The sequence below is a fragment of the Sphingomonas faeni genome, from assembly GCF_023195535.1.
In the GTDB taxonomy this organism is placed as follows: Bacteria; Pseudomonadota; Alphaproteobacteria; order Sphingomonadales; family Sphingomonadaceae; genus Sphingomonas; species Sphingomonas faeni_B.
In genome coordinates this window covers 58155-77817 of sequence record NZ_JALPNF010000009.1, presented here as the reverse complement: position 1 = coordinate 77817, position 19663 = coordinate 58155, and the positions used below count along the sequence as shown (strand labels likewise).

The window sequence follows — 19663 nt, the reverse complement described above, 5'->3', positions numbered from 1 at the left end:
AACGATCTTCAAAACCGGAGCTAGCCATGGCCGACATCAACCCCGCCCTCGACACGCCCACCGACCTGCCGAGCAACAGCACCAAGTCGGTCGCCGACGCGCTGAACGCCGCGCTCGCCGATTGCTACGCGCTGTATCTCAAGACCAAGAACTTCCACTGGCACATGTCGGGCCCGCATTTCCGCGATTACCATTTGCTGCTCGACGACCAGTCCGCGCAGATCATCGGCGTGACCGACGCGATCGCCGAGCGCGTGCGCAAGACCGGCAACACCACGCTGCGCTCGATCGGCGACATCTCGCGGCACCAGACGATCGCCGACAACGACATGGCGTTCGTCGGCCCGACCGAGATGCTCGCCGAACTGCGCGAGGACAATCTGAAGCTCGTCGAGCAGTTCCGCATCGTCAAGGATGCCGCCGACGCCGCCAAGGACAACGCCACCAGCGGCATCGTCGACGAATGGACCGATCACGCCGAAGAACGCGCCTGGTTCCTGTTCGAAGCCAGCCGCAAGGCCTGATCGTTACAGCCGAGGAACAATCCGGTCGCCGGGCCAGTTGAGAGACCTTACTGAAAACTGGAGGCCGCCATGCTGAAGCTCGCAATCACCTTTCTCGTTATCGGCGCCGTTCTTGCGCTGCTCGGCTTCGGCGGCATCGGCGGCGCGTTCATCGGCATCGCCAAGGTCCTGTTCTTTATCGCGATCGCGTTGTTCGTGATCTTCCTGGTGCTCGGCCTGCTCGCGGGCAAGGGGATCAAGAACGCGATCGACTGACGCCCATACCGCTCGCGACTCGCCAAGCGGCGCCAATCTTGTAGCCTCTGCCGGAAACGGTGGAGGCTATATGCATTTCTGGATCCCGATCCTCGCGCTCGCCGCCTTGCCGGCCTCGTCCCTTGCCGGCGTTGCGGACGAGACGCGGTCCGCCGCCCCCGGAGTCGCACCTCCGGCCGCGAGCATCGAATCGCTCGCATGGCTGGAGGGAAGCTGGCACGGGCCCGGTCTCGGCGGCGATGCCACAGAGGTTTATGCAGCGCCCGAAGCCGGTCAGATCACAGGACATTTTACACAGACGCAGAAGGGTAAGGTCGCCTTTTACGAACTGATTCAGATCGTCCCCGTCGGCAGATCGCTGGCCTATCGCCTGCGTCATTTCAACGCCGACCTGACCGGTTGGGAAGACAAGACGGGTAAACCGGAGAGCTTCCCGCTCGTCGCGATGGAGAAGGATGCGGTCCATTTCGATGGGCTGTCGATGCGCCGACTCGGGCCCAACCGCATCGACGTCTGGGTACGGATCGACGGCAAGGCGCCGCGTGAGGTTCTTTTCAGCTACACGCGCACCCGGTGAAGATGGGCCCGGTTAAGATCGGCGCAGTGAAGATCGACGCGGTGAAAGGGTGCGGGGAGCGGTGGCCGCTTCCCGTGCGTTGAACGACGATGCACGCTTTCGCCGCCCTGCTCGACTCGCTCACCTACACCCGGTCGCGCAACGCGAAGCTGAAGCTGATCGCGGATTATCTGCGCGCGACGCCAGACCCCGATCGTGGCTGGGCAATGGCGGCACTGACCGGCGATCTCGATCTCAAGGGCGTGAAGTCGGCGGTGATCCGCGGCTTGATCGAGGAACGCGTCGATCCGGTGCTGTTCCGGATGAGCCGCGATTATGTCGGCGATACGGCGGAGACGGTGGCGCTGCTCTGGCCGGAGCCGACGGTCCCGGTCGATCCTACCCCGCTGTCTATCACCGACGTGGTCGAACGGCTCGCGGCGCTGTCGCGGGCGGATGCGCCGGCCGCGCTGGCCGACATGCTCGACCGGTCCGATGCCGAGGAACGGTTCGCGTTGCTCAAGATGGCGACCGGCGCGCTGCGGATCGGCGTGTCCGCGCGGCTGGCGAAGACCGCGCTGGCCGATGCGTTCGGGCTCGATGTCGATGCGGTCGAGGAGGTCTGGCACGGCCTCGATGCGCCATATCTGAGCCTGTTCGCCTGGGCGGAGGGGACGGGCGAGCAGCCGACGCCGGCCGACGTCCCCGTGTTCCGGCCGTTCATGCTCGCCCACGGATTGGAAGACCTCCGCGTCGATCTCGCTGACTATGCGGCCGAGTGGAAATGGGACGGCATCCGCGTGCAGATCGTCCATGTCGCGGGCGAGACGCGGCTCTACAGCCGCACCGGCGACGACGTGACCGGCAGCTTTCCCGAGATCGCCGCCGCGTTTCGGACGCCGGGCACGGTCGACGGCGAGCTGCTGGTGAAGGGGGAGCATCAGGGCGGCACGCTGGAGGAGGGCGGCGGTGCGGCGAGCTTCAACGCGTTGCAGCAGCGGCTCGGGCGCAAGACGGTGTCGGCGAAGATGCTGGCCGAATATCCCGCGTTCGTCCGGCTCTACGACCTCCTACTCGATGGTCAGGAAGATCTGCGGACGCTGCCCTGGACCGAGCGGCGCAAGCGGCTCGAGGCGTTCGTGCCGCAGCTCGATCCCGAGCGGTTCGATCTGAGCCTGGTGATCGAGGCGGACGACTTCACCGCGCTGGAGGCGATCCGCGCCACCGCGCGCGACGCGGCGATCGAGGGCGTCATGCTCAAGCGCCGCGACTCGCCCTATGTCGGCGGACGACGCGCGGGGCTCTGGTATAAATGGAAGCGCGATCCGCTGACCGCCGATTGCGTGATGATGTACGCGCAACGCGGTTCCGGGCGCCGCTCTTCCTATTATTCGGACTATACCTTCGGCTGCTGGACCGAGGACGGCGAGTTGCTCCCCGTCGGCAAAGCCTATTCCGGGATCACCGACGAAGAGCTGAAAATGCTCGACAGCTTCGTCCGCAACCATACGCAGAATCGGTTCGGCCCGGTGCGCGAGGTGGAGAAGACGCTGGTGCTGGAGATCGCGTTCGATTCACTCCACGATTCGAAGCGGCACAAATCAGGCGTGGCGATGCGCTTCCCACGGATCGCGCGAATCCGGACGGACAAGCCCGCGGCGGAGGCGGACCGGATCGAGACGCTGAAGCGGATGATTACGTAATCCGCGCGTCATCGAAGCACGCGGCATGGTCGGGCTATCACGCGCGATCCTGCCACGCGTAAGGATGGTCCGGTGAAAAGTTCGAAGCACCCCCGCACGGCAGCGGCACGACGCTGGCGGCGCGGCGCGTGGGTGACGGGCATCCTGTCGGCAATTGTCGTGCTGTTCGTCTATCTCGCGGGCTATTTCGATCGCGATCCGGTGCATGTGTATCCGGCTATCGGCGTCCGGTCGTCGGGAGCACCGTCGATCGCGGTCGTCAATTTCTCGGGCGACATGGGGCTGCGGTTCCTGCTCGGCGCGTCGACCTCGCGGGGACTGACCCAGCACGGCATCCCGGTCGTCGGGATCACGACGCCAGCCTTGTTCGCGAGCACCCGCACGCGCGAACAGCTGGATGCGATCGTCGCGGACGGAGTTCGAACGGCACTGGCGCGGACCGGTGCTAAGCGGGTCGTAGTCATGGGCCAGTCCTACGGCGCCGACATAGTCCAGACCGGGCTGGCGGACCTGCCTCCGTCGTTGCGCGCGCGGGTCGCGGCGATCGTGTTGATCCTGCCGGGGAACACTGTGTTCTACCGCGCCGATCCCTCCGGGCTTCTCTACGATCACGGATCGCCGGACAGCATGGGCGCGACGACCGGCAACGGACTGACCTGGGCGCCGCTGACGTGCATCTATGGGATCGAGGAAACCGACAGCCTGTGTCCGCTGCTGACGATCGCGAACGCACGGAAGGTCGGGATGCCAGGCGACCACAACATCCGCCACGATGCGGACGGATTGCTGGCGCACGTGCTGGGGGCGATACGGGCGGTGGCGCCGGTGGCTGGGCAGGGAGTTTAGGGTCGGGTGCCACGGACCTGATCTCGGGCACATTACTGCAAGTCCCGTTACTCAAGTTCCGTCACACCGAATTCCGTCATCCCAGCGAAAGCTGGGATATCATCGTGTAGGCCACGGCACCCGCCAAACCAGGATACCCCAGCTTTCGCTGGGGTGACGAATGGGGGCGGTGTGACGATTGGCCGTTGAAATGACACGCATAGGCTGGACGAAACGGCAGCAGATGACGGGCGAGAAGGGTGGGTAAAGGATCTCGCGCCCCCCGAGAGCGTCTAGTGTCGAGACGCCCTACCGCTCAGCGCGAGGCGGGAGCGATCTTTATCTCGAACAGCGTCGGCCAGTATTTGCCCGTCACGAACAGCCGGTCTGCCTTCGCATCCCAGGCAATACCGTTGAGCACCGCCTCGGGGTCTGTCGCCGCGATCTCTGCGACCAGCGGGCGCAGGTCGATCACCGCGGTCGCCTTGCCGGTCTTCGGATCGATGCGGACCAGGAAGCCGGTGTGCCAGACGTTCGCCAGCAGCGCGCCGTGAACATATTCGAGCTCGTTGATGTCGCGTAACGGTCGACCGTCGATCGTCACCGCGACGCGCTTGCGTTCTGCCAGTGTCAGCGGGTCGCGGAAGATGATATCGGCGCTGCCATCGGACTGGAGCAGCGACACACCGTCGCTCGTCAGCCCCCAGCCTTCACCGGTGTACCGGTTCTGTCCCTTGGGTTTTAGCGTGCGAACGTCCCAGCGGTGGGCGATGCCGTCGTGCCAGGTGAGGCTGACGAGCTCGTCCTTCCACAGCGCTAGGCCTTCGCCGAACTGCGCGGGGTCGATACGCGCCTTCGCCAGGATCTTGCCGTCCTTGAGCGACACGCGGCGCACGTCGGATTGGCGTTCCTGGCCGGTGCTCTCGTAGAGCGCGCCGTCGTGCCAGAGCAGCCCCTCGGTGAACGCGGTGCGGTCGTGCGGGTAGCGCGCGACGATCGTCGCCGACAGGACCGGCACGCCCGTTTGCGCAGGCGCTCCAGAAACGAGAACGGCCGGCCCCGCCAAAGCGAGACCGGCCGCAATCACTATCCTACCGAACACGGTCGGATCAGTCAGCTGGATCAGCCGCCTGCGCTCAGGTTCACCGCTGCGTACTTGCCGCGGCGATCGACCTCGAGCTCGAACTCGAGCTTGTCGCCCTCGTTCAGCGTCGCCATGCCGGCGCGCTCGACGGCCGAGATATGCACGAAGGCGTCAGGCTGTCCGTCGTCGCGCTGGATGAAGCCGAAGCCCTTCATCGCGTTGAAGAACTTGACCGTACCGGTCGCCTTCTCGCCGGTGAGCTGACGCTGTGCGCCACCTGCACCACCGTCACGGTCGCGATCGCCACCACGGGGCGCGCCCGGGCCGGCATCACGGTCACGCGGCGGGCCGCGATCGGTGACGGCCATCGGCTCGCCGTCGATCTTCAGGTCGGTTGCCGAAATACGGCCACCGCGGTCGACGAGCGTGAAGCCGAGCGGCTGACCCTCGGCGAGTGCGACCATACCGGCCTGCTCGACGGCGCTGATGTGGACGAACACGTCCTCGCCGCCGTCATCGCGAACGACGAAGCCGAAGCCCTTCTGCGCGTTGAAGAACTTTACGACGCCGGTGCCTTCGCCGACCACCTGGGGAGGCATGCCGCGACCACCGCCGCCGCCGCCACCGCCCGAGAAGCCGCCGCCACCGCCGCCGCCGCGGTAACCACCGCCGCCGCCGCTGCCGCCACCGAAGCTGCTGCCGCCGCCGTAGCTGCTGCCACCGCCGCCACCGTAGCTCGAGCCACCGCCGCCGCCATAGCTGCTGCCGCCGCCGCCGCCGAACCGATCGCCGCCACCAAAGCTGCTGCCGCCGCCGAACTCGTTGTCGCCGCCGCCGAAGCTGTCGCGCTTATCGCGGCCACGCCCGCCACGGTTCCCGCGGCCACCTTTATCGAAACCCATAAGCTCTGTTCGTCTTCCCGGTTCGCCCGCAAATTTCTCAAAACCCTTGTGCCGGACGACGAACGCAGGTTTTCCAGCGCGAAACCTTTTGCGCCTTGAGGGGACCCTTAGCGCAAAATACAAGCCGTCGCGAATAGATTCTGATCCGAAGACGCCTGATTTGGATCGATACTGACGCAAGTGTCGCTCGCGAGCCACGACTCGTCGCAAGGGCGGCACGCAAGCCATCTTATCGCCCGATTCGACGCCGCAGCCCAATATAGGGCCATTGAGCGTTGCGCCGCGGACCGCTACGGCCACCGTCATGACAGTTCATCTCCACGAAGGCGACATTCCCGCCGATCTGTTCGCGGCCGGTGCCGCGATCGCCGTCGATACCGAGACGATGGGTCTCATCACTCCGCGAGACCGGCTGTGTCTGGTCCAGCTGTCGGACGGCGGCCCGGACGAGCATCTCGTCCGCTTCGCCGCGGGTGCGGGCTACGACTCGCCCAATTTGAAGGCGTTGCTGGCCGACCCGGCGCGCGTGAAACTCTATCATTTCGGTCGATTCGATATCGCCGCGGTCCAGCATTATCTCGGCGTGGTCGCCGCGCCGGTCTATTGCACCAAGATCGCGTCGCGGCTGGTGCGGACCTACACCGATCGCCACGGCCTGAAGGAGCTGGTCCGCGAACTGCTCGGCCAGGATATCTCGAAGCAGCAGCAATCGTCCGACTGGGGCAGCCCCGAGCTGTCCGAGGCGCAGAAGGATTACGCGGCGTCGGACGTGCGCTTTCTCCACCGGCTACGCACCGAACTCGACAAGCGCCTGATTCGCGAGGGCCGGATGGAACTCGCGCAGGCGTGCTTCGACTTCCTGCCGACTCGCGCCGCGCTCGATCTTGCCGGCTGGCCCGAGATCGATATCTTCGCCCACGCATGACCCAGATACCGGCGCCCTCCCCGACTGCTCGCCGTGCGCGCACCGCACGGCAGGATTGGGCCGCGCCCGGTGGCAGTCACGATCGCTTCGTGGCGATCGCGCGCGTCGCGCTGCCGACCGCGATCGGCGTGCTGGCGGCGTTCCTAGTGATGGCGCCGCTGACTGCGGGCGGCGACGTGTCGTTCCTGCTCGACAAGAACAAGGTCGACGTCGCGCAGGAGCGGATGAAGATCCAGGCGGCACGCTATCGCGGCGAGGACAGCAAGGGCCAGTCCTTCACCCTCGACGCGAAGTCCGCGATCCAGAAGAGCTCGGCCGAGCCGATCGTCCAGCTCAACCAGCTCGCGGCACAGATCCAGCTGACCGACGGCCCCGCCAACATCAAGGCGAACACCGGCCGCTACGACATGGACACCGAGAAGGTGCAGCTGTTCGGCCCGCTCAACGCCACCGCGGCGGGCGGCTACGACCTGAAGACCACCAACGCGACGATCGACATGAAGGCGCGCACGCTCGAAAGCGGCGGTGCTGCGACCGGCACCGTCCAGCAGGGGACCTTCAGCGCCAACAAGCTGCGCGCCAACCTCGAGGAGCGCACTGTTACGCTTGACGGCAATGCCCGCTTGCGGATCATCCCCAGAGGGCCGAAATAGCCGCCATGCGCGCTTCTCCTATCTTCGCCGGTCGGATCCTCATCGGGATAACCGCCGTCCTGCTCTCCACGACCGCGGTCGCGCAGCAGTCGCACAATTCCAACGCCCCGATCGATTTCGGTGCGGATCACATCGAGCTTCAGGACAAGGCGAACCGCGCCATCCTGTCGGGCAATGTCGCGGTCAAGCAGGCAGAGATGACGCTGAACTCGGCGCGAATGACGGTCGCCTATACCGGCCAGGTGATCGGCGGAAACCCGCAGGTCTCGCGTCTCGACGCGTCGGGCGGCGTGATCGTCAAGCGTCCCGACCAGACGGCGCGCAGCCAGTACGCGATCTACGATCTCAACCGCCGCGTCATCACGATGCTCGGCGCGGTCACGCTGACGCAGGCGGGCAACACCGTGAACGGCGGGCGCCTGACGATGAACCTCGACACCGGCCGTTCGGTGATCGACGGATCGTCGGTCGCCGGGGGCAGCGCCGCAGGATCGGCCGCGAGCGGTGGCACGGTCACACAGACCGGCGGCCGCGTGACCGGCACCTTCTCGGTCCCCAAGCGCAACTGACGCGCGAGCGCACCGCAGGGGCTTCCCTCCGGCGGCGCGCTCATGCATGTTTCCTGCCAAACCCCCGAGGTTCGGCGACACCATCACGCCGAGCGTTCGGCGACTGACTTTTGCGAGGGCCTGATCCCATGGACGCCACCACGCTGCCCCCGATCAAGGACGTAGAGCCGATTTCCGAGCCGCCGGTGAGCAACGGGCTCCAGGTCGTCTCGATCGCCAAGTCCTACGACAAGCGCGTCGTGCTGACCGACGTGTCGGTGTCGGTCGGGCGCGGCGAAGTGGTCGGCCTGCTCGGGCCCAACGGCGCGGGCAAGACGACCTGCTTCTATTCGGTGATGGGCCTGGTGAAGCCCGATTCGGGCCGCATCATGCTCGACGGCGAGGACATCACGAAGCTACCGATGTACCGGCGTGCGATCCTGGGCCTCGGCTATCTGCCGCAGGAGACGTCGATCTTCCGCGGGCTGACGATCGAGAAGAACATTCTGACCGTGCTGGAGCTGTCCGAGCCCGACAAGGCGGCGCGCCAGCGGAAACTCGACACGCTCCTGGAGGAGTTCGGGCTGACCCGGCTCCGTGCCGCCCCGGCGATGGCGCTGTCGGGCGGCGAGCGGCGGCGTGCGGAAATCGCTCGCGCGCTGGCGGCGGATCCGTCGATCATGCTGCTCGACGAGCCGTTCGCGGGCATCGACCCGATCTCGATCGCCGACATCCGCGATCTGGTGAAGGACCTCAAGCGCCGCGACATCGGCGTGCTGATCACCGACCACAACGTCCGCGAGACGCTGGAAATCGTCGACCGCGCGTACATCATCTATGATGGCCGGGTGCTGTTCTCGGGTTCGCCCGCGGAACTGGTTGCGGATGCCAACGTGCGACGGTTGTATCTCGGCGAAGGCTTCTCGCTTTAGGTTTATGCCGCCCTCCCCCGCCCACAGTCCCACTCCCCCCGTCATCCCAGCGAAAGCTGGGATCTCCCGGTGAGAGCGCGCGCCCTAGCCGCGGGAGACCCCAGCTTTAGCTGGGGTGACGGTATCTGTTGGGGTAGCCTGGCATGAGCCTCGCCCCTCGCCTGGACATCCGCCAGTCGCAGTCGCTGGTGATGACCCCGCAGCTCCAGCAGGCGATCAAGCTGCTGGCGCTGTCGAACCTCGAGATCGAGGGGTTCATCGCCGAGGAAGTCGAGCGCAATCCGCTCCTCGAAGCCAGCGCCGCCGAGGACAACGACGCCCCCGACCGCGAACCCACCCCCGAAGTCCGCGACGAACGCGTCGCCGCCGACGAACTCGTCTCGGGCACGGGTAGCGGCGACGAACCGACGCTCGACGTCGACTACGCGACCGAAAGCCACCAGCAGGACAGCGTCGCCGACGGCGGCAGCGGGATGGACGGCGCGCTGTCGATGACCGGCGCGAGCGCGGGCGGCGCTGGCGGCGAGGACGGCCCCGATCTCGACGCATTCGCCGACACCAGCCTCAGCCTCGCGGATCACCTGCTCGCGCAAGCCGGGCCCGCAATCCCCCGCGAGGACGCGTTCATCGCCGCGCACCTGATCGATCAGATCGACGAGGCGGGCTATCTCACCGTGTCGCTGCTCGACATCGCCAACCGGCTCGGCGTGCCGCTGGTCCGCGTCGAGGGCGTGCTGGCGACGATCCAGACTTTCGATCCGACCGGCGTCGGCGCGCGCGATCTTGCCGAATGCCTGACGTTGCAGGCGAAGGAGGCGGATCGCTACGACCCCTGCATGGCGCGGCTGATCGACAATCTCGACCTGCTCGCACGCGGCGAACTGATGCGGCTGAAGCGGATGTGCGACGTCGACGACGAGGACATGGCGGACATGATCCGCGAACTGCGCGGCTATGACCCGAAACCCGGCTGTCGCTACGGCGGCGAACCCTCGCAGTCGGTGACGCCCGACCTTTTCGTCGCGCGGACGAAAGCCGGCTGGGCGATCGAGATCAACGCCACCACCCTGCCGCGCGTGCTGGTCAACCGGAGTTATTATACCGAGCTGTCGGGCGGGCAGCAGGACAAGGCGTCGAAGGCGTGGCTGAGCGATTGCCTCGCCAGTGCGAACTGGCTGGTCAAGGCGCTCGACCAGCGCCAGCGGACGATCATCAAGGTCGCGACCGAGATCGTGAAGCAGCAGGAGGCCTTCTTCCTGAAGGGCGTCGCGCACTTGCGGCCCCTGACGCTGCGCCAGGTGGCGGACGCGATCGAGATGCACGAATCGACCGTCAGCCGCGTGACGAGCAACAAATACGTCTCGTGCGCGCGCGGGCTGTACGAGCTGAAATACTTCTTCACGAGCGCGATCCAGTCGGCGGACGGCGGCGAGGCGGTGTCGGCGCAGGCGGTGAAATCGGCGATCCGCGCGCTGATCGATACCGAGGGCGCGAAAATCCTGTCGGATGATACGCTGGTCGAGTTGCTCAACGGCAAGGGGTTCGACATCGCGCGGCGGACGGTGGCGAAATACCGCGAGGCGCTGGGGATTGGAAGTTCGGTGCAGCGCCGGCGGGCGAAGGCGCTGGAAGGGGTGCGGTAGGCTGTCGGCTTGGGTGCGGATGACCGCGTGCGCCAACCACTCCGTCACCCCGGACTTGTTCCGGGGTCCACGGTTCCGCGATCTCACGTCTCTCGATTGTGCGGAACGGTGGATGCCGGAACGAGCCCGGCATGACGGAGCGTGTTGGGTTAATTCGGCACCTGCCCAGAACCCTCCGCACCCGACACGCTCGCCCCACCCGGTGGCGTCGCACTCCGCGCCTCGCCGACCGCCTGATCGTACCAGGACGCCAGATCCGCCTTCATCTGGTGCAGCGCCTCGGGATTGAGATACGTCATGTGCCCCGCGGGATAGTAGCGAAACGCCAGGTTCCGCTGCCGCGCCGGATCTAGCATCATGTGGTTCAGATCGTTCTCGGTCCCGAAGAACGGCGTCGCCATGTCGTAATAGCCGTTCATTGACAGCACGTTCAGATACGGATTCTCGCGCATCGCCGCGGCAAGGTCGACCGCGGTATTCGGGTTGTTCTGCGACTGGCCGCCACGACCCGGCGCATCGTGCTTCCAGTTCCACGTCCAGCCCGGCGCATCGCGCGCGCTGAGGCGGTAGGGCATCTCGGTCTTGTAGCCGAGCGTGTGCGTCACGTAATCGTTGAACGTCGCGATGAACGCGCCGGCGATCGCGGTGTCAGACGCGTCGGTCTCGGGCCGCTCGCCCGCCGCATCGCTATCGACGCCGGTGTAGCGCGAATCAAACCGGCCGAGCGTCAGCCGCTGGTCGCGCAACAATTCCTTCTGGAACCGCGCGAGGTCGATGCGGAGATTGGCGCGCTTGATGAAGTCGGGCGAGATGCCGATCAGCTGGCTCATCCGGGTGGCGACCGCGTCGCGCTCTGCGTCCGAGATCGTCTGCCCCTTCGACAGCGCCGCCGCGTATGGCCCGGTCGCGAACGCGCGCGCCTCGGCGACCGTCGTGGCAACGTCGGCGGGACGGTTCTGCAGGCGGTTGTGATACCAGGCGCTCGCCGCATAGCTCGGCAGATAATTGAGGTAGATCTGGTCGAGCCCCGGCTGGCGATACCCATAGTTCATGATCGACGACAGCAGCACGACGCCATTCAGCGCCATCCCGCGATCCTGCAACTGATACGCGAGCGCCCCCGAGCGCGTCGTCCCATAGCTCTCGCCGAACAGGAACTTCGGACTGTTCCAGCGGCCGTATTTGGTGGCGTAGCGCAGGATCCCCTTGGCGAACGCGTCGGCATCCTCGTCGACGCCGTAGAAGGCGGACGGCTTGGTATCACCGAGCGGCCGCGAATAGCCGGTGCCGACCGCGTCGATGAACACCATGTCGGTCTTGTCGAGCAGCGTGTCGGGGTTGGGACCGAAGTCGTACGGCGCGGGCTTGATGTATTCGGGGTTGGCGGTGCGCAGGCGGACCGGCGCGAACGAGCCCATGTGGAGCCAGAAACTGGGCGACCCCGGCCCGCCATTGTAGAAGAACGTCACCGGGCGCGTGGTGCCGGGCTTCACCCCGTCGAGCGTATAGCCGGTGTAGAACAGGCTGGCCGTCGGCTTGCCCTCGGTATCGCGCAGCGTCAGCGTGCCGACGGTCGCGGTGTAGCCGAGCGACTTGCCGCCGACGGTGACGCGGCCCTTCGACTTGACCTCCTGTTCGGCGACCGGCGCGTTGGCGTAATCCGCCTCGGCCTCGGCCTTCATCCGCTCCGCGTTGGTCTCGGACTTGTCCTTTTTCGGCGCATCCTGCGCGATGGCGGTGGTCGAGAGTGCTAATACCAGCAGAGCAGCGAACTTGGTCGAACGGGCCACGGATCATCCTTGCGACAGGGGCAATGTCCTATCCTGCCGCAGCCTCCACAAAGCGCAAGGCCTCAGTCGTCCTCGTCCTCGTCCTCGAACCCGACCAGCGCCAGCGCGCGCGCCTTGATCTGGCGGGTCATGCACCAGTGGACCAGCGCATCCTCGCGGCCGTGCGTGACCCATACTTCCTGCGGGGCGATCTCGGTCAGCGTGGTGGTGAGTTCGTCCCAGTCGGCATGGTCGCTGAGGATCAACGGGAGCTCGACGTTCTTCTGCCGCGCGCGACCCCTCACCCGCATCCAGCCGCTCGCCATCGCGGTGATCGGATCGGGCAGCCGCCGCGACCAGCGATCGTTGAGCGCACCCGGCGGGCACATCACGACATGCCCCGCCATGTCCGCCTTCTTCGCATCCGCGACGGGCAGGAGTTCGCCAAGCCGCACGCCATGCTCGGCATACAGGTCGCACAGCTTTTGCAGCGCGCCGTGGATGTAGATCGGCGCCGCGTGCCCCCGCTCGCGCAGTTCGGCGATCACGCGCTGCGCCTTGCCGAGCGCGTAGGCGCCGACAACGACGCAGCGGTCCGGGTTGGCGTGCAGCGCGGCGATCAGCTTGTCGATCTCGTCGCCGGTATCGGGGTGGCGGAAGACCGGCAGGCCGAAGGTCGCCTCGGTGATGAAGACGTCGCATTTGACGGGTTCGAACGGGGTGCAGGTCGGGTCCGCGCGGCGCTTGTAGTCGCCCGACACGACGATCCGCTCGCCGCGATAGTCGAGCACGATCTGCGCCGAGCCGAGCACGTGGCCGGCGGGGACGAAGCCGATATCGACCTCCCCCATCCGGATCGTCTCGCCATATGCGACCGGATTGCCGGCTTGCGGACCGTAGCGCGCGCCCATGATCGCGAGCGTTTCGGGGGTGGCCCACACCGCCTCATGACCGCCGCGTGCGTGATCGGCATGGCCGTGGGTGACGAGCGCCTTCGCGGTCGGGATCGAGGGGTCGATCCAGGCGTCGATCGGCTTGACGAGGATGCCGTGCGGATGCGGTTCGAGCCAGTCGCCGAGTTTTGCCATGCGGGGGTAACGCGTGACGCGGGGGTGCGGTGCCGTGAACCTCGGCCTGCGCGTGTGCCGTGACCCATGGTCCCCGTCATGCCGGACTGGTTCCGGCATCCACGCCTCCGCACGATCGAGAGCAGTGAGGTCGCGGAACGGTGGGCCCCGGAACGGGTCCGGGGTGACGGAGTGTTGGTGGGGTCTGTCATTCCCCTGTTCAGGACGAGCCGGAGTCGATGTCGCGGCGCGCGTTGGCAGCGACCGATCGATCCTCCCCCGCCAGGGGGAGGTGGCTGGCGCTTGCCAGACGGAGGGGGAGGAAAGGGAAACCTTACGTTCCGTGTCCTCCCCCTCCGTCACCTTCGGCGACACCTCCCCCTGGCGGGGGAGGATCGTAAGTCCTTGCTTTACCGCCGCCCGCCGACCTTGATCGTTGCCAGGATCGCGTCCATCCGCGCCGCCGCCACCGCCTGGGGTGGCGCAAGCCGGCCTGCCGGCGCCGCCGCCTTCACCGCATAGGTGATCCGGTCGATCGCATAGCAAGCACCGTTGATGACGCTGCGGAAGTTAATCGCGTTGACCTGTTGGCTCATGCCGGCGTCGCCGTTGGTGTAGACCGTCCAGCGGTGGCCGCCGAGCATCCGGTTGGGAAGCCGCCTGGCGTGACCGGCAACCAGCCCCTCGGTACCGCATTTGGCGACCACGCCCGCGCTCCGGCTGAAGCCGACCTGGATCATCTCGGTCACCTGCCCCTGGCCGTCGGTCGGTTTGGCGACCTGCCAGAAGCGGACGATGCCGACGCCGCGCCCGACCGGCGTCCCATCCCACATCTGGCGCCAGCCGCTGTTCAGCAGCGCGCGGCCGGCGAAGTTGCGCGTCGGGAGGACGCTCGACGGATGCGAGAGGCGGACCATGCCGCCGCCGCCGACGAACGACTTGTTGGCGGCAGTGGCATTGGCGAACGGCAGGAGTGCGAGCAACGGTAGCGGCAGGAGATAACGAAAAAGCGACACCGATCGTCTTTCACAACAGAGCTTTAGCCAAAGTGGCGGTCGTTCCGCACGCGGTCCATAGCGGTGCGGCGCGACGCCCCCATATGACGACGATGCGTGAACAGGCCGTGAGCGACCTTCCCCTTCCCTTGGAAAACTGGTTCGCGTCGCGCGATTGGCGGCCGCGGCGGCATCAGCGCGAGATGCTGGCGGAAGGGCGCGCGGGGCATCATGCGCTGCTGGTGGCGGCGACCGGCGCGGGAAAGACGCTCGCCGGGTTTTTGCCGACGCTCGCCGAACTGATCGAGGCGCCCACTACCGGCCTGCACACGCTATACGTCTCACCATTGAAGGCGCTGGCGGTCGACGTGCAGCGCAACCTGCTGACACCGATCGACGAGATGGGCGTCGATATCCGCGTCGAGACGCGCACCGGCGACACGCCCTCCGACCGGAAGGCGCGGCAGCGGATCAAGCCGCCGCAGATCCTGCTGACGACTCCTGAATCGCTTTCGCTGCTGCTCAGCTACCCCGACAGCATCACGATGTTCGAAAACCTCCGCACGATCGTCGTCGACGAGGTGCACGCGTTCGCGACCGGCAAGCGTGGCGACCTGCTCTCGCTGTGCATGGCGCGGTTGCAGACGATCTCGCCGGGGATGCGCCGCGTCGCGCTGTCGGCGACGGTCGCGGATGCGGACGGCTATCGCGCATGGCTCGCGCCCGATGGCGACATCGACCAGGTCGCGATGGTCCGCGGCGAGCCCGGCGCAGACCCGAACATCGCGATCCTGCTACCCGAGGGCCGCGTGCCGTGGTCGGGGCATTCGGGGCGTTACGCCGCCGCTCAGGTGATGGCTGAGATCGAGGCGCACGAGACCTCGATCGTGTTCTGCAACACGCGCAGCCTCGCCGAACTGATCTTCCAGGATCTGTGGAAAGTGAATGCGGGAAACCTCCCGATCGGCGTCCACCACGGCAGTCTCGCGAAAGAGGCGCGGCGGAAAGTCGAGAACGCGATGGCCGAGGGGAAACTGCGCGCGCTGGTCGCGACGTCGAGCCTCGACCTGGGCGTCGACTGGGGCAATGTCGATTGTGTGATCCAGATGGGCGCGCCGAAGGGATCGTCGCGGCTGTTGCAGCGGATCGGCCGCGCCAACCACCGGCTTGATGAATCGTCTCAAGCGATCGTCGTGCCCGGCAACCGTTTCGAATATCTCGAGGCGCGCGCGGCGCTCGACGCGGTCGAGGCGGGCGAACTCGATGCGGACATCTTCCGTGTCGGCGCGCTCGACGTGCTGGCGCAGCACGTGATGGCGTGCGCCTGCGCGGCGCCGTTTCGCGAGGCGGATCTGCTCGACGAGATCCGCTCGGCGCTCCCTTATTCCGCGCTACCGACCGAGACGTTCGAGCGCGTGCTGCATTTCATCAGCGACGGCGGCTATTCGCTGAAGGCGTATGACCGGTTCAAGCGGCTGACGAAGGATGAGGACGGGACGTGGCGAGTCAGCCATCCCAAATTCATCGGCCAGCACCGGCTGAACGCTGGCATCATCGTCGAGGCGACGATGCTCAACGTGCGGTTCGGCAATGGCCGCGTGCTGGGCCGGGTCGAGGAGGCGTTCGCGGCGCAGTTGAGCCACGGCGACACGTTCTTCTTCGCCGGATTGAGCCTGGAGGTGATGAAGATCGACCTCGAGGATCTGGTCGTCCGCGCCACGTCGAAGCCCGCGCGGATCCCGACCTATGGCGGCAGCCGGATGCCACTGTCCACCAACCTCGCCGACCGCGTCCGCGGGTTCCTCGCGCATCCCGGCGACTGGGCGCGCTTCCCCGACGACGTGCGCGAATGGCTGGAGATGCAGGCGTATCGATCGGTGATGCCCGAGCCGGGCCAGTTGCTGGTCGAGACGTTCCCGCGCGAGGGGCGGCATTACATGGTCGCGTACAGTTTCGAGGGGTGGAACGCGCACCAGTCGCTCGGCATGCTGATCACGCGGCGGATGGAGACGCAGGGGCTGAAGCCGCTTGGGTTCGTCGCCAATGACTATGCGCTGGCGGTGTACGGGTTGGAAAAGATCACCGACCCGGCGTCGCTGTTCTCCGCGGATATCCTCGAACACGAGTTCGTCGAATGGGTGCAGCAGTCGCACCTGTTGAAGCGCGCGTTTCGCGAGGTGGCGGTGATCGGCGGGCTGGTCGAGCGCCAGCATCCGGGCAAGCGAAAGACCGGCAAGCAGGTGACGTTCTCGACCGACCTGATCTACGACGTGCTGCGAAAGTACGAGCCGACGCATCTGTTGCTGGAGGCGGCGTGGGCGGACGCGCGGGCGCGGATGACCGATGTCGGGCGGTTGGCGTCGTTGCTCGACCGCGCGGCGGCGACGATGGTGCATGTCGATCTGGAGCGGGTCACGCCGCTCGCGGTACCGGTGCTGACGCTGATCGGGCGCGAGAAGGTGGCGACGAACAGCTCGGACGACGCGCTGCTGATCGAGGCCGAGGAGATGATCGCGGACGCGATGCGGCCGGATTGAGCCCCTTCCCGTTCGTCATCCTGACGAAAGTCAGGATCCAGAGCCACTAAGGACTACGTCTGTTACCCTGGATCCTGACTTTCGTCAGGATGACGGGAGTTGTTGTGAAGGCCATCGTACAAATAGGCCGTTGCGCACCCGTTGGATCAGGCGCAGCATTTGCAGCATGCACAGGTGGCTAGCCCCTCTATTGCTGGGCATCGCCGCCCAGGCCGGGGCTCAGGACGCAGCGTTCCCGAGGCCAAATGCTGCACCCTCTCCCAGTGCAGCATCCGCAGCAGAACCCGACCCCGCCACGCTCCTGTTCGTCGAAGACGAAACCCGAATGACCGTGCCGGTAACGATCGCCGGCGCCGGCCCCTTCCCCTTCGTCGTCGACACCGGCGCGCAGCGTACCGTCATCTCGCGCGAACTTGCCGCCACGCTCGGCCTCGCTCCCGGCCGGACCGTGCGCGTCACCGGCATGACCGGATCGGACAGCATCGACACCGTCGTCATCCCCTCGTTGAAGGTCAGCGTGATCGGGAGCGCCCCGATCGAGGCGCCCGCGATCAGCGCGATCAATCTCGGCGCGCGCGGACTGCTCGGGATCGACACGTTGCAGGATCACGCGGTGACGATCGACTTCGACACCAAGACGATGACCGTCACCCCCTCGCGCAGACGACAGCGCCGCGAACGCACAGGTCCCGACGAGATCGTCATCAGAGCGCGAAGCCTGTTCGGGCAACTCGTCGTCACCGACGCGTACTGCAACGGCATCCGTATCCGCGTGATCCTCGACACCGGCACCTCGGTCAGCATGGCCAATGGTGCGCTCCGCCGACGAGTCACGCGCAAACTCGGCAGCGCGGCGCGCTCGCAACCGGTGTCGCTGACCGGCGTCACCGGCGAAACCGTGGTCGCCGACTACACCACGATCGACCGGGTCTCGATCGGCAACCTGACGCTCGGCGACCTGCCCGTCGCATTCACCGCCGTCGACGCGCCGCCGTTCCGCCAGTTCGGCTTGTCCGAGCGCCCGGCGATGCTGCTCGGGATGGACGTGCTGCAACTGTTCCGCCGCGTCGACATCGACTTCGCCAACCGCGAGGTCCGGCTTGCTCTGCCCCGCGGAACACGCCGGCGCTGAGAGCCGCGGGGCCGAGGTTGCGTCGGCGCGCGTTCGCTGCAACTCTCCCGATCGAAACGAAAAGGGGACGACGATGCGCGCGACTGGCTGGCTACTCACGGCGGCGATTCTGACGACACCATTCTCGGCGCAGGCGCAGACGCGGCCCGACCAGAAGGCGTTCCTGGGGCTCTACAAGGAACTGGTCGAGACCAACACGACACTGTCCGCCGGCAGTTGCACGCAGGCCGCGGCGCAGATCGGTGCGCGGCTGAAGACGGCGGGCTATGCCGATGCCGACATCACCTATTTCTCGGTGCCCGAGCATCCCAAGGATGGCGGGCTGGTCGCGGTGCTGAAGGGCTCGGACGCGGCGCTCAAGCCGATGCTGCTGCTCGCACATCTCGACGTGGTCGAGGCCAAGCGCGAGGATTGGGTGCGCGATCCGTTCAAGCTGATCGAGGAAGGCGGCTATTATTACGCGCGCGGTACCGTCGACGACAAGGCGCAGGCGGCGATCTGGTCCGATGCGATGATCCGCTTCAAGACCGGTGGGTACCAGCCCAAGCGGACGATCAAGCTCGCGCTGACCTGCGGCGAGGAGACGACGTTTGCGTGGAACGGCGCGCAGTATCTGGCGAAGGCGAAGCCCGATCTGATCGCAGCCGAGTTCGCGCTGAACGAGGGCGGCGGCGGGCGGCTCGACGACACTGGCAAGCGCCAGTTGCTCGCGATCCAGGTCGGCGAGAAGGCCGCGCAGAACTACACGTTCCTCAGCACCAACCCCGGCGGGCACAGCTCGCAGCCGACGCCGGAGAACGCGATCTACGAGCTCGCCGACGCCGTGAAGGCGGTGCAGGGGTATGAGTTTCCGGTGAAGTTCACCGACACGACCAAGGCGTTCTTCGCGGCGAGCGCGAAGGCGATGCCGGGCGAGATGGGCAGCGCGATCACGCGGTTGATCGCCAATCCCGAGGACAAGGCGGCGGATGCGATCGTCAGCCGCGACAAGGCAATGCACTCGACCTTGCGGACGACGTGCGTGGCGACGCTACTGAACGCGGGCCATGCGGAGAACGCATTGCCGCAGCGCGCGACGGCGAACATCAACTGCCGGATCTTTCCGGGCGAGACGGTGGAGGGCACGCTGGCCAAGCTGAAGGAACTGGCCGGCGCGAAGGTCACGGTGACCGCCAACCAGCCGGTCCGCCCGACCGCGATCCCGCCGACGCTCGATCCGAAGATCATGGGGCCAGTGACGAAGGTTGCGGCGAAGCACTTCCCCGGCATCCCGATCCTGCCGATGATGTCGACCGGCGCCACCGACGGCATCTTCTTCGAAGCGATCGGGATCCCGGTCTACGGCGTACCCGGTGTGTTCATCGACAAGGACATGGGCGGGATTCACGGCCTGAACGAACGCATCCGGGTCACGTCACTCTACGACGGCCGCGACTACCTCTTCGATTTGGTGAAGGCGTTCGCAGGTTGATGTCTCATGTCCCTCTCCCCTCCGGGGAGAGGGAGGGAGGAGCCGCAGGCGACGGAAGGGAGAGGGGTAGTTGGGACGAGGTCCCGAGCCTCACTCCCCTCTCCCTTCCCACCCGGCTTCGCCGTGCGGGCCCCTTCCCTCT

The 19663-nt window shown here is 66.5% G+C and carries 18 protein-coding genes; 13 read left to right on the top strand and 5 right to left on the bottom strand.

Annotated elements, in window-relative coordinates:
- Positions 1-26: 26 nt before the first annotated feature.
- The 5 genes from SPHN_RS15355 to SPHN_RS15335 all read left to right on the top strand — a co-directional run bounded on the left by SPHN_RS15355 (position 27) and on the right by SPHN_RS15335 (position 3884).
- Positions 27-524: a Dps family protein gene (locus tag SPHN_RS15355; protein WP_093398573.1), complete on the top strand. Its 498-nt coding sequence runs from the start codon at positions 27-29 to the stop codon at positions 522-524.
- 69 nt (positions 525-593) lie between these two features.
- On the top strand, positions 594-779 hold the full coding sequence (locus SPHN_RS15350; protein ID WP_248524602.1) for a DUF1328 family protein: 186 nt from the start codon (positions 594-596) through the stop codon (positions 777-779).
- Positions 780-849: 70 nt separating this feature from the next.
- On the top strand, positions 850-1356 hold the full coding sequence (locus SPHN_RS15345; RefSeq protein ID WP_248524601.1) for a DUF6265 family protein: 507 nt from the start codon (positions 850-852) through the stop codon (positions 1354-1356).
- An 89-nt stretch (positions 1357-1445) separates the two neighbouring features.
- Complete coding sequence (locus tag SPHN_RS15340) at positions 1446-3038, top strand: cisplatin damage response ATP-dependent DNA ligase (protein WP_248524599.1); 1593 nt, start codon at positions 1446-1448, stop codon at positions 3036-3038.
- Between the two features lie 72 nt (positions 3039-3110).
- Positions 3111-3884, top strand: coding sequence for a virulence factor (locus SPHN_RS15335; protein ID WP_248524597.1), 774 nt, complete (start codon positions 3111-3113; stop codon positions 3882-3884).
- A gap of 295 nt (positions 3885-4179) precedes the next feature.
- Here SPHN_RS15335 and SPHN_RS15330 read toward each other — a convergent pair whose 3' ends face one another.
- The gene (locus SPHN_RS15330) at positions 4180-4965 is read right to left on the bottom strand and encodes a glutaminyl-peptide cyclotransferase (RefSeq protein WP_248524595.1); all 786 of its coding nucleotides are present in this window, start codon (positions 4963-4965) and stop codon (positions 4180-4182) included.
- Positions 4966-4985: 20 nt separating this feature from the next.
- The gene (locus tag SPHN_RS18455) at positions 4986-5849 is read right to left on the bottom strand and encodes a cold-shock protein (protein WP_282580602.1); all 864 of its coding nucleotides are present in this window, start codon (positions 5847-5849) and stop codon (positions 4986-4988) included.
- Positions 5850-6153: 304 nt separating this feature from the next.
- Between SPHN_RS18455 and SPHN_RS15315 the strand changes: the two genes are divergently transcribed.
- The 5 genes from SPHN_RS15315 to rpoN all read left to right on the top strand — a co-directional run bounded on the left by SPHN_RS15315 (position 6154) and on the right by rpoN (position 10550).
- A complete protein-coding gene (locus tag SPHN_RS15315) occupies positions 6154-6774 on the top strand; it encodes a ribonuclease D (RefSeq protein WP_248524593.1) in 621 nt (206 codons plus the stop codon).
- Complete coding sequence (gene lptC / locus SPHN_RS15310) at positions 6771-7427, top strand: LPS export ABC transporter periplasmic protein LptC (protein ID WP_248524591.1); 657 nt, start codon at positions 6771-6773, stop codon at positions 7425-7427. The genes SPHN_RS15315 and lptC overlap by 4 nt, the downstream gene beginning before the upstream one ends.
- Positions 7428-7432: 5 nt before the next feature.
- Positions 7433-7996 carry an LptA/OstA family protein gene (locus tag SPHN_RS15305; protein ID WP_187502234.1) on the top strand — a complete coding sequence of 188 codons (564 nt, stop codon included), beginning with the start codon at positions 7433-7435 and terminating at the stop codon, positions 7994-7996.
- Between the two features lie 128 nt (positions 7997-8124).
- Positions 8125-8907, top strand: coding sequence for an LPS export ABC transporter ATP-binding protein (lptB, locus tag SPHN_RS15300; RefSeq protein ID WP_248524589.1), 783 nt, complete (start codon positions 8125-8127; stop codon positions 8905-8907).
- Between the two features lie 143 nt (positions 8908-9050).
- Positions 9051-10550, top strand: coding sequence for an RNA polymerase factor sigma-54 (rpoN, locus tag SPHN_RS15295; protein ID WP_248524587.1), 1500 nt, complete (start codon positions 9051-9053; stop codon positions 10548-10550).
- Between the two features lie 149 nt (positions 10551-10699).
- Here the strand turns inward: rpoN and SPHN_RS15290 are convergent, their stop codons facing one another.
- The 3 genes from SPHN_RS15290 to SPHN_RS15280 form a co-directional block, all read right to left on the bottom strand.
- Positions 10700-12340, bottom strand: coding sequence for a S10 family peptidase (locus SPHN_RS15290; protein ID WP_248524585.1), 1641 nt, complete (start codon positions 12338-12340; stop codon positions 10700-10702).
- Positions 12341-12402: 62 nt separating this feature from the next.
- Positions 12403-13407 carry a ligase-associated DNA damage response exonuclease gene (locus tag SPHN_RS15285; RefSeq protein WP_248524583.1) on the bottom strand — a complete coding sequence of 335 codons (1005 nt, stop codon included), beginning with the start codon at positions 13405-13407 and terminating at the stop codon, positions 12403-12405.
- Between the two features lie 389 nt (positions 13408-13796).
- Entirely contained in the window at positions 13797-14402 is a 606-nt protein-coding gene (locus tag SPHN_RS15280) for a hypothetical protein (protein WP_248524582.1), read from the bottom strand.
- A 92-nt stretch (positions 14403-14494) separates the two neighbouring features.
- On the opposite strand from SPHN_RS15280, the gene SPHN_RS15275 reads away from it, so the two are divergent.
- From SPHN_RS15275 to SPHN_RS15265, 3 genes are all read left to right on the top strand, one after another.
- Positions 14495-16918, top strand: coding sequence for a ligase-associated DNA damage response DEXH box helicase (locus SPHN_RS15275; RefSeq protein ID WP_248524660.1), 2424 nt, complete (start codon positions 14495-14497; stop codon positions 16916-16918).
- Positions 16919-17243: 325 nt separating this feature from the next.
- A complete protein-coding gene (locus tag SPHN_RS15270) occupies positions 17244-18050 on the top strand; it encodes a retroviral-like aspartic protease family protein (protein ID WP_248524580.1) in 807 nt (268 codons plus the stop codon).
- 73 nt (positions 18051-18123) lie between these two features.
- A complete protein-coding gene (locus SPHN_RS15265; protein ID WP_248524578.1) occupies positions 18124-19521 on the top strand; it encodes a M20/M25/M40 family metallo-hydrolase in 1398 nt (465 codons plus the stop codon).
- Positions 19522-19663: the final 142 nt, after the last annotated feature.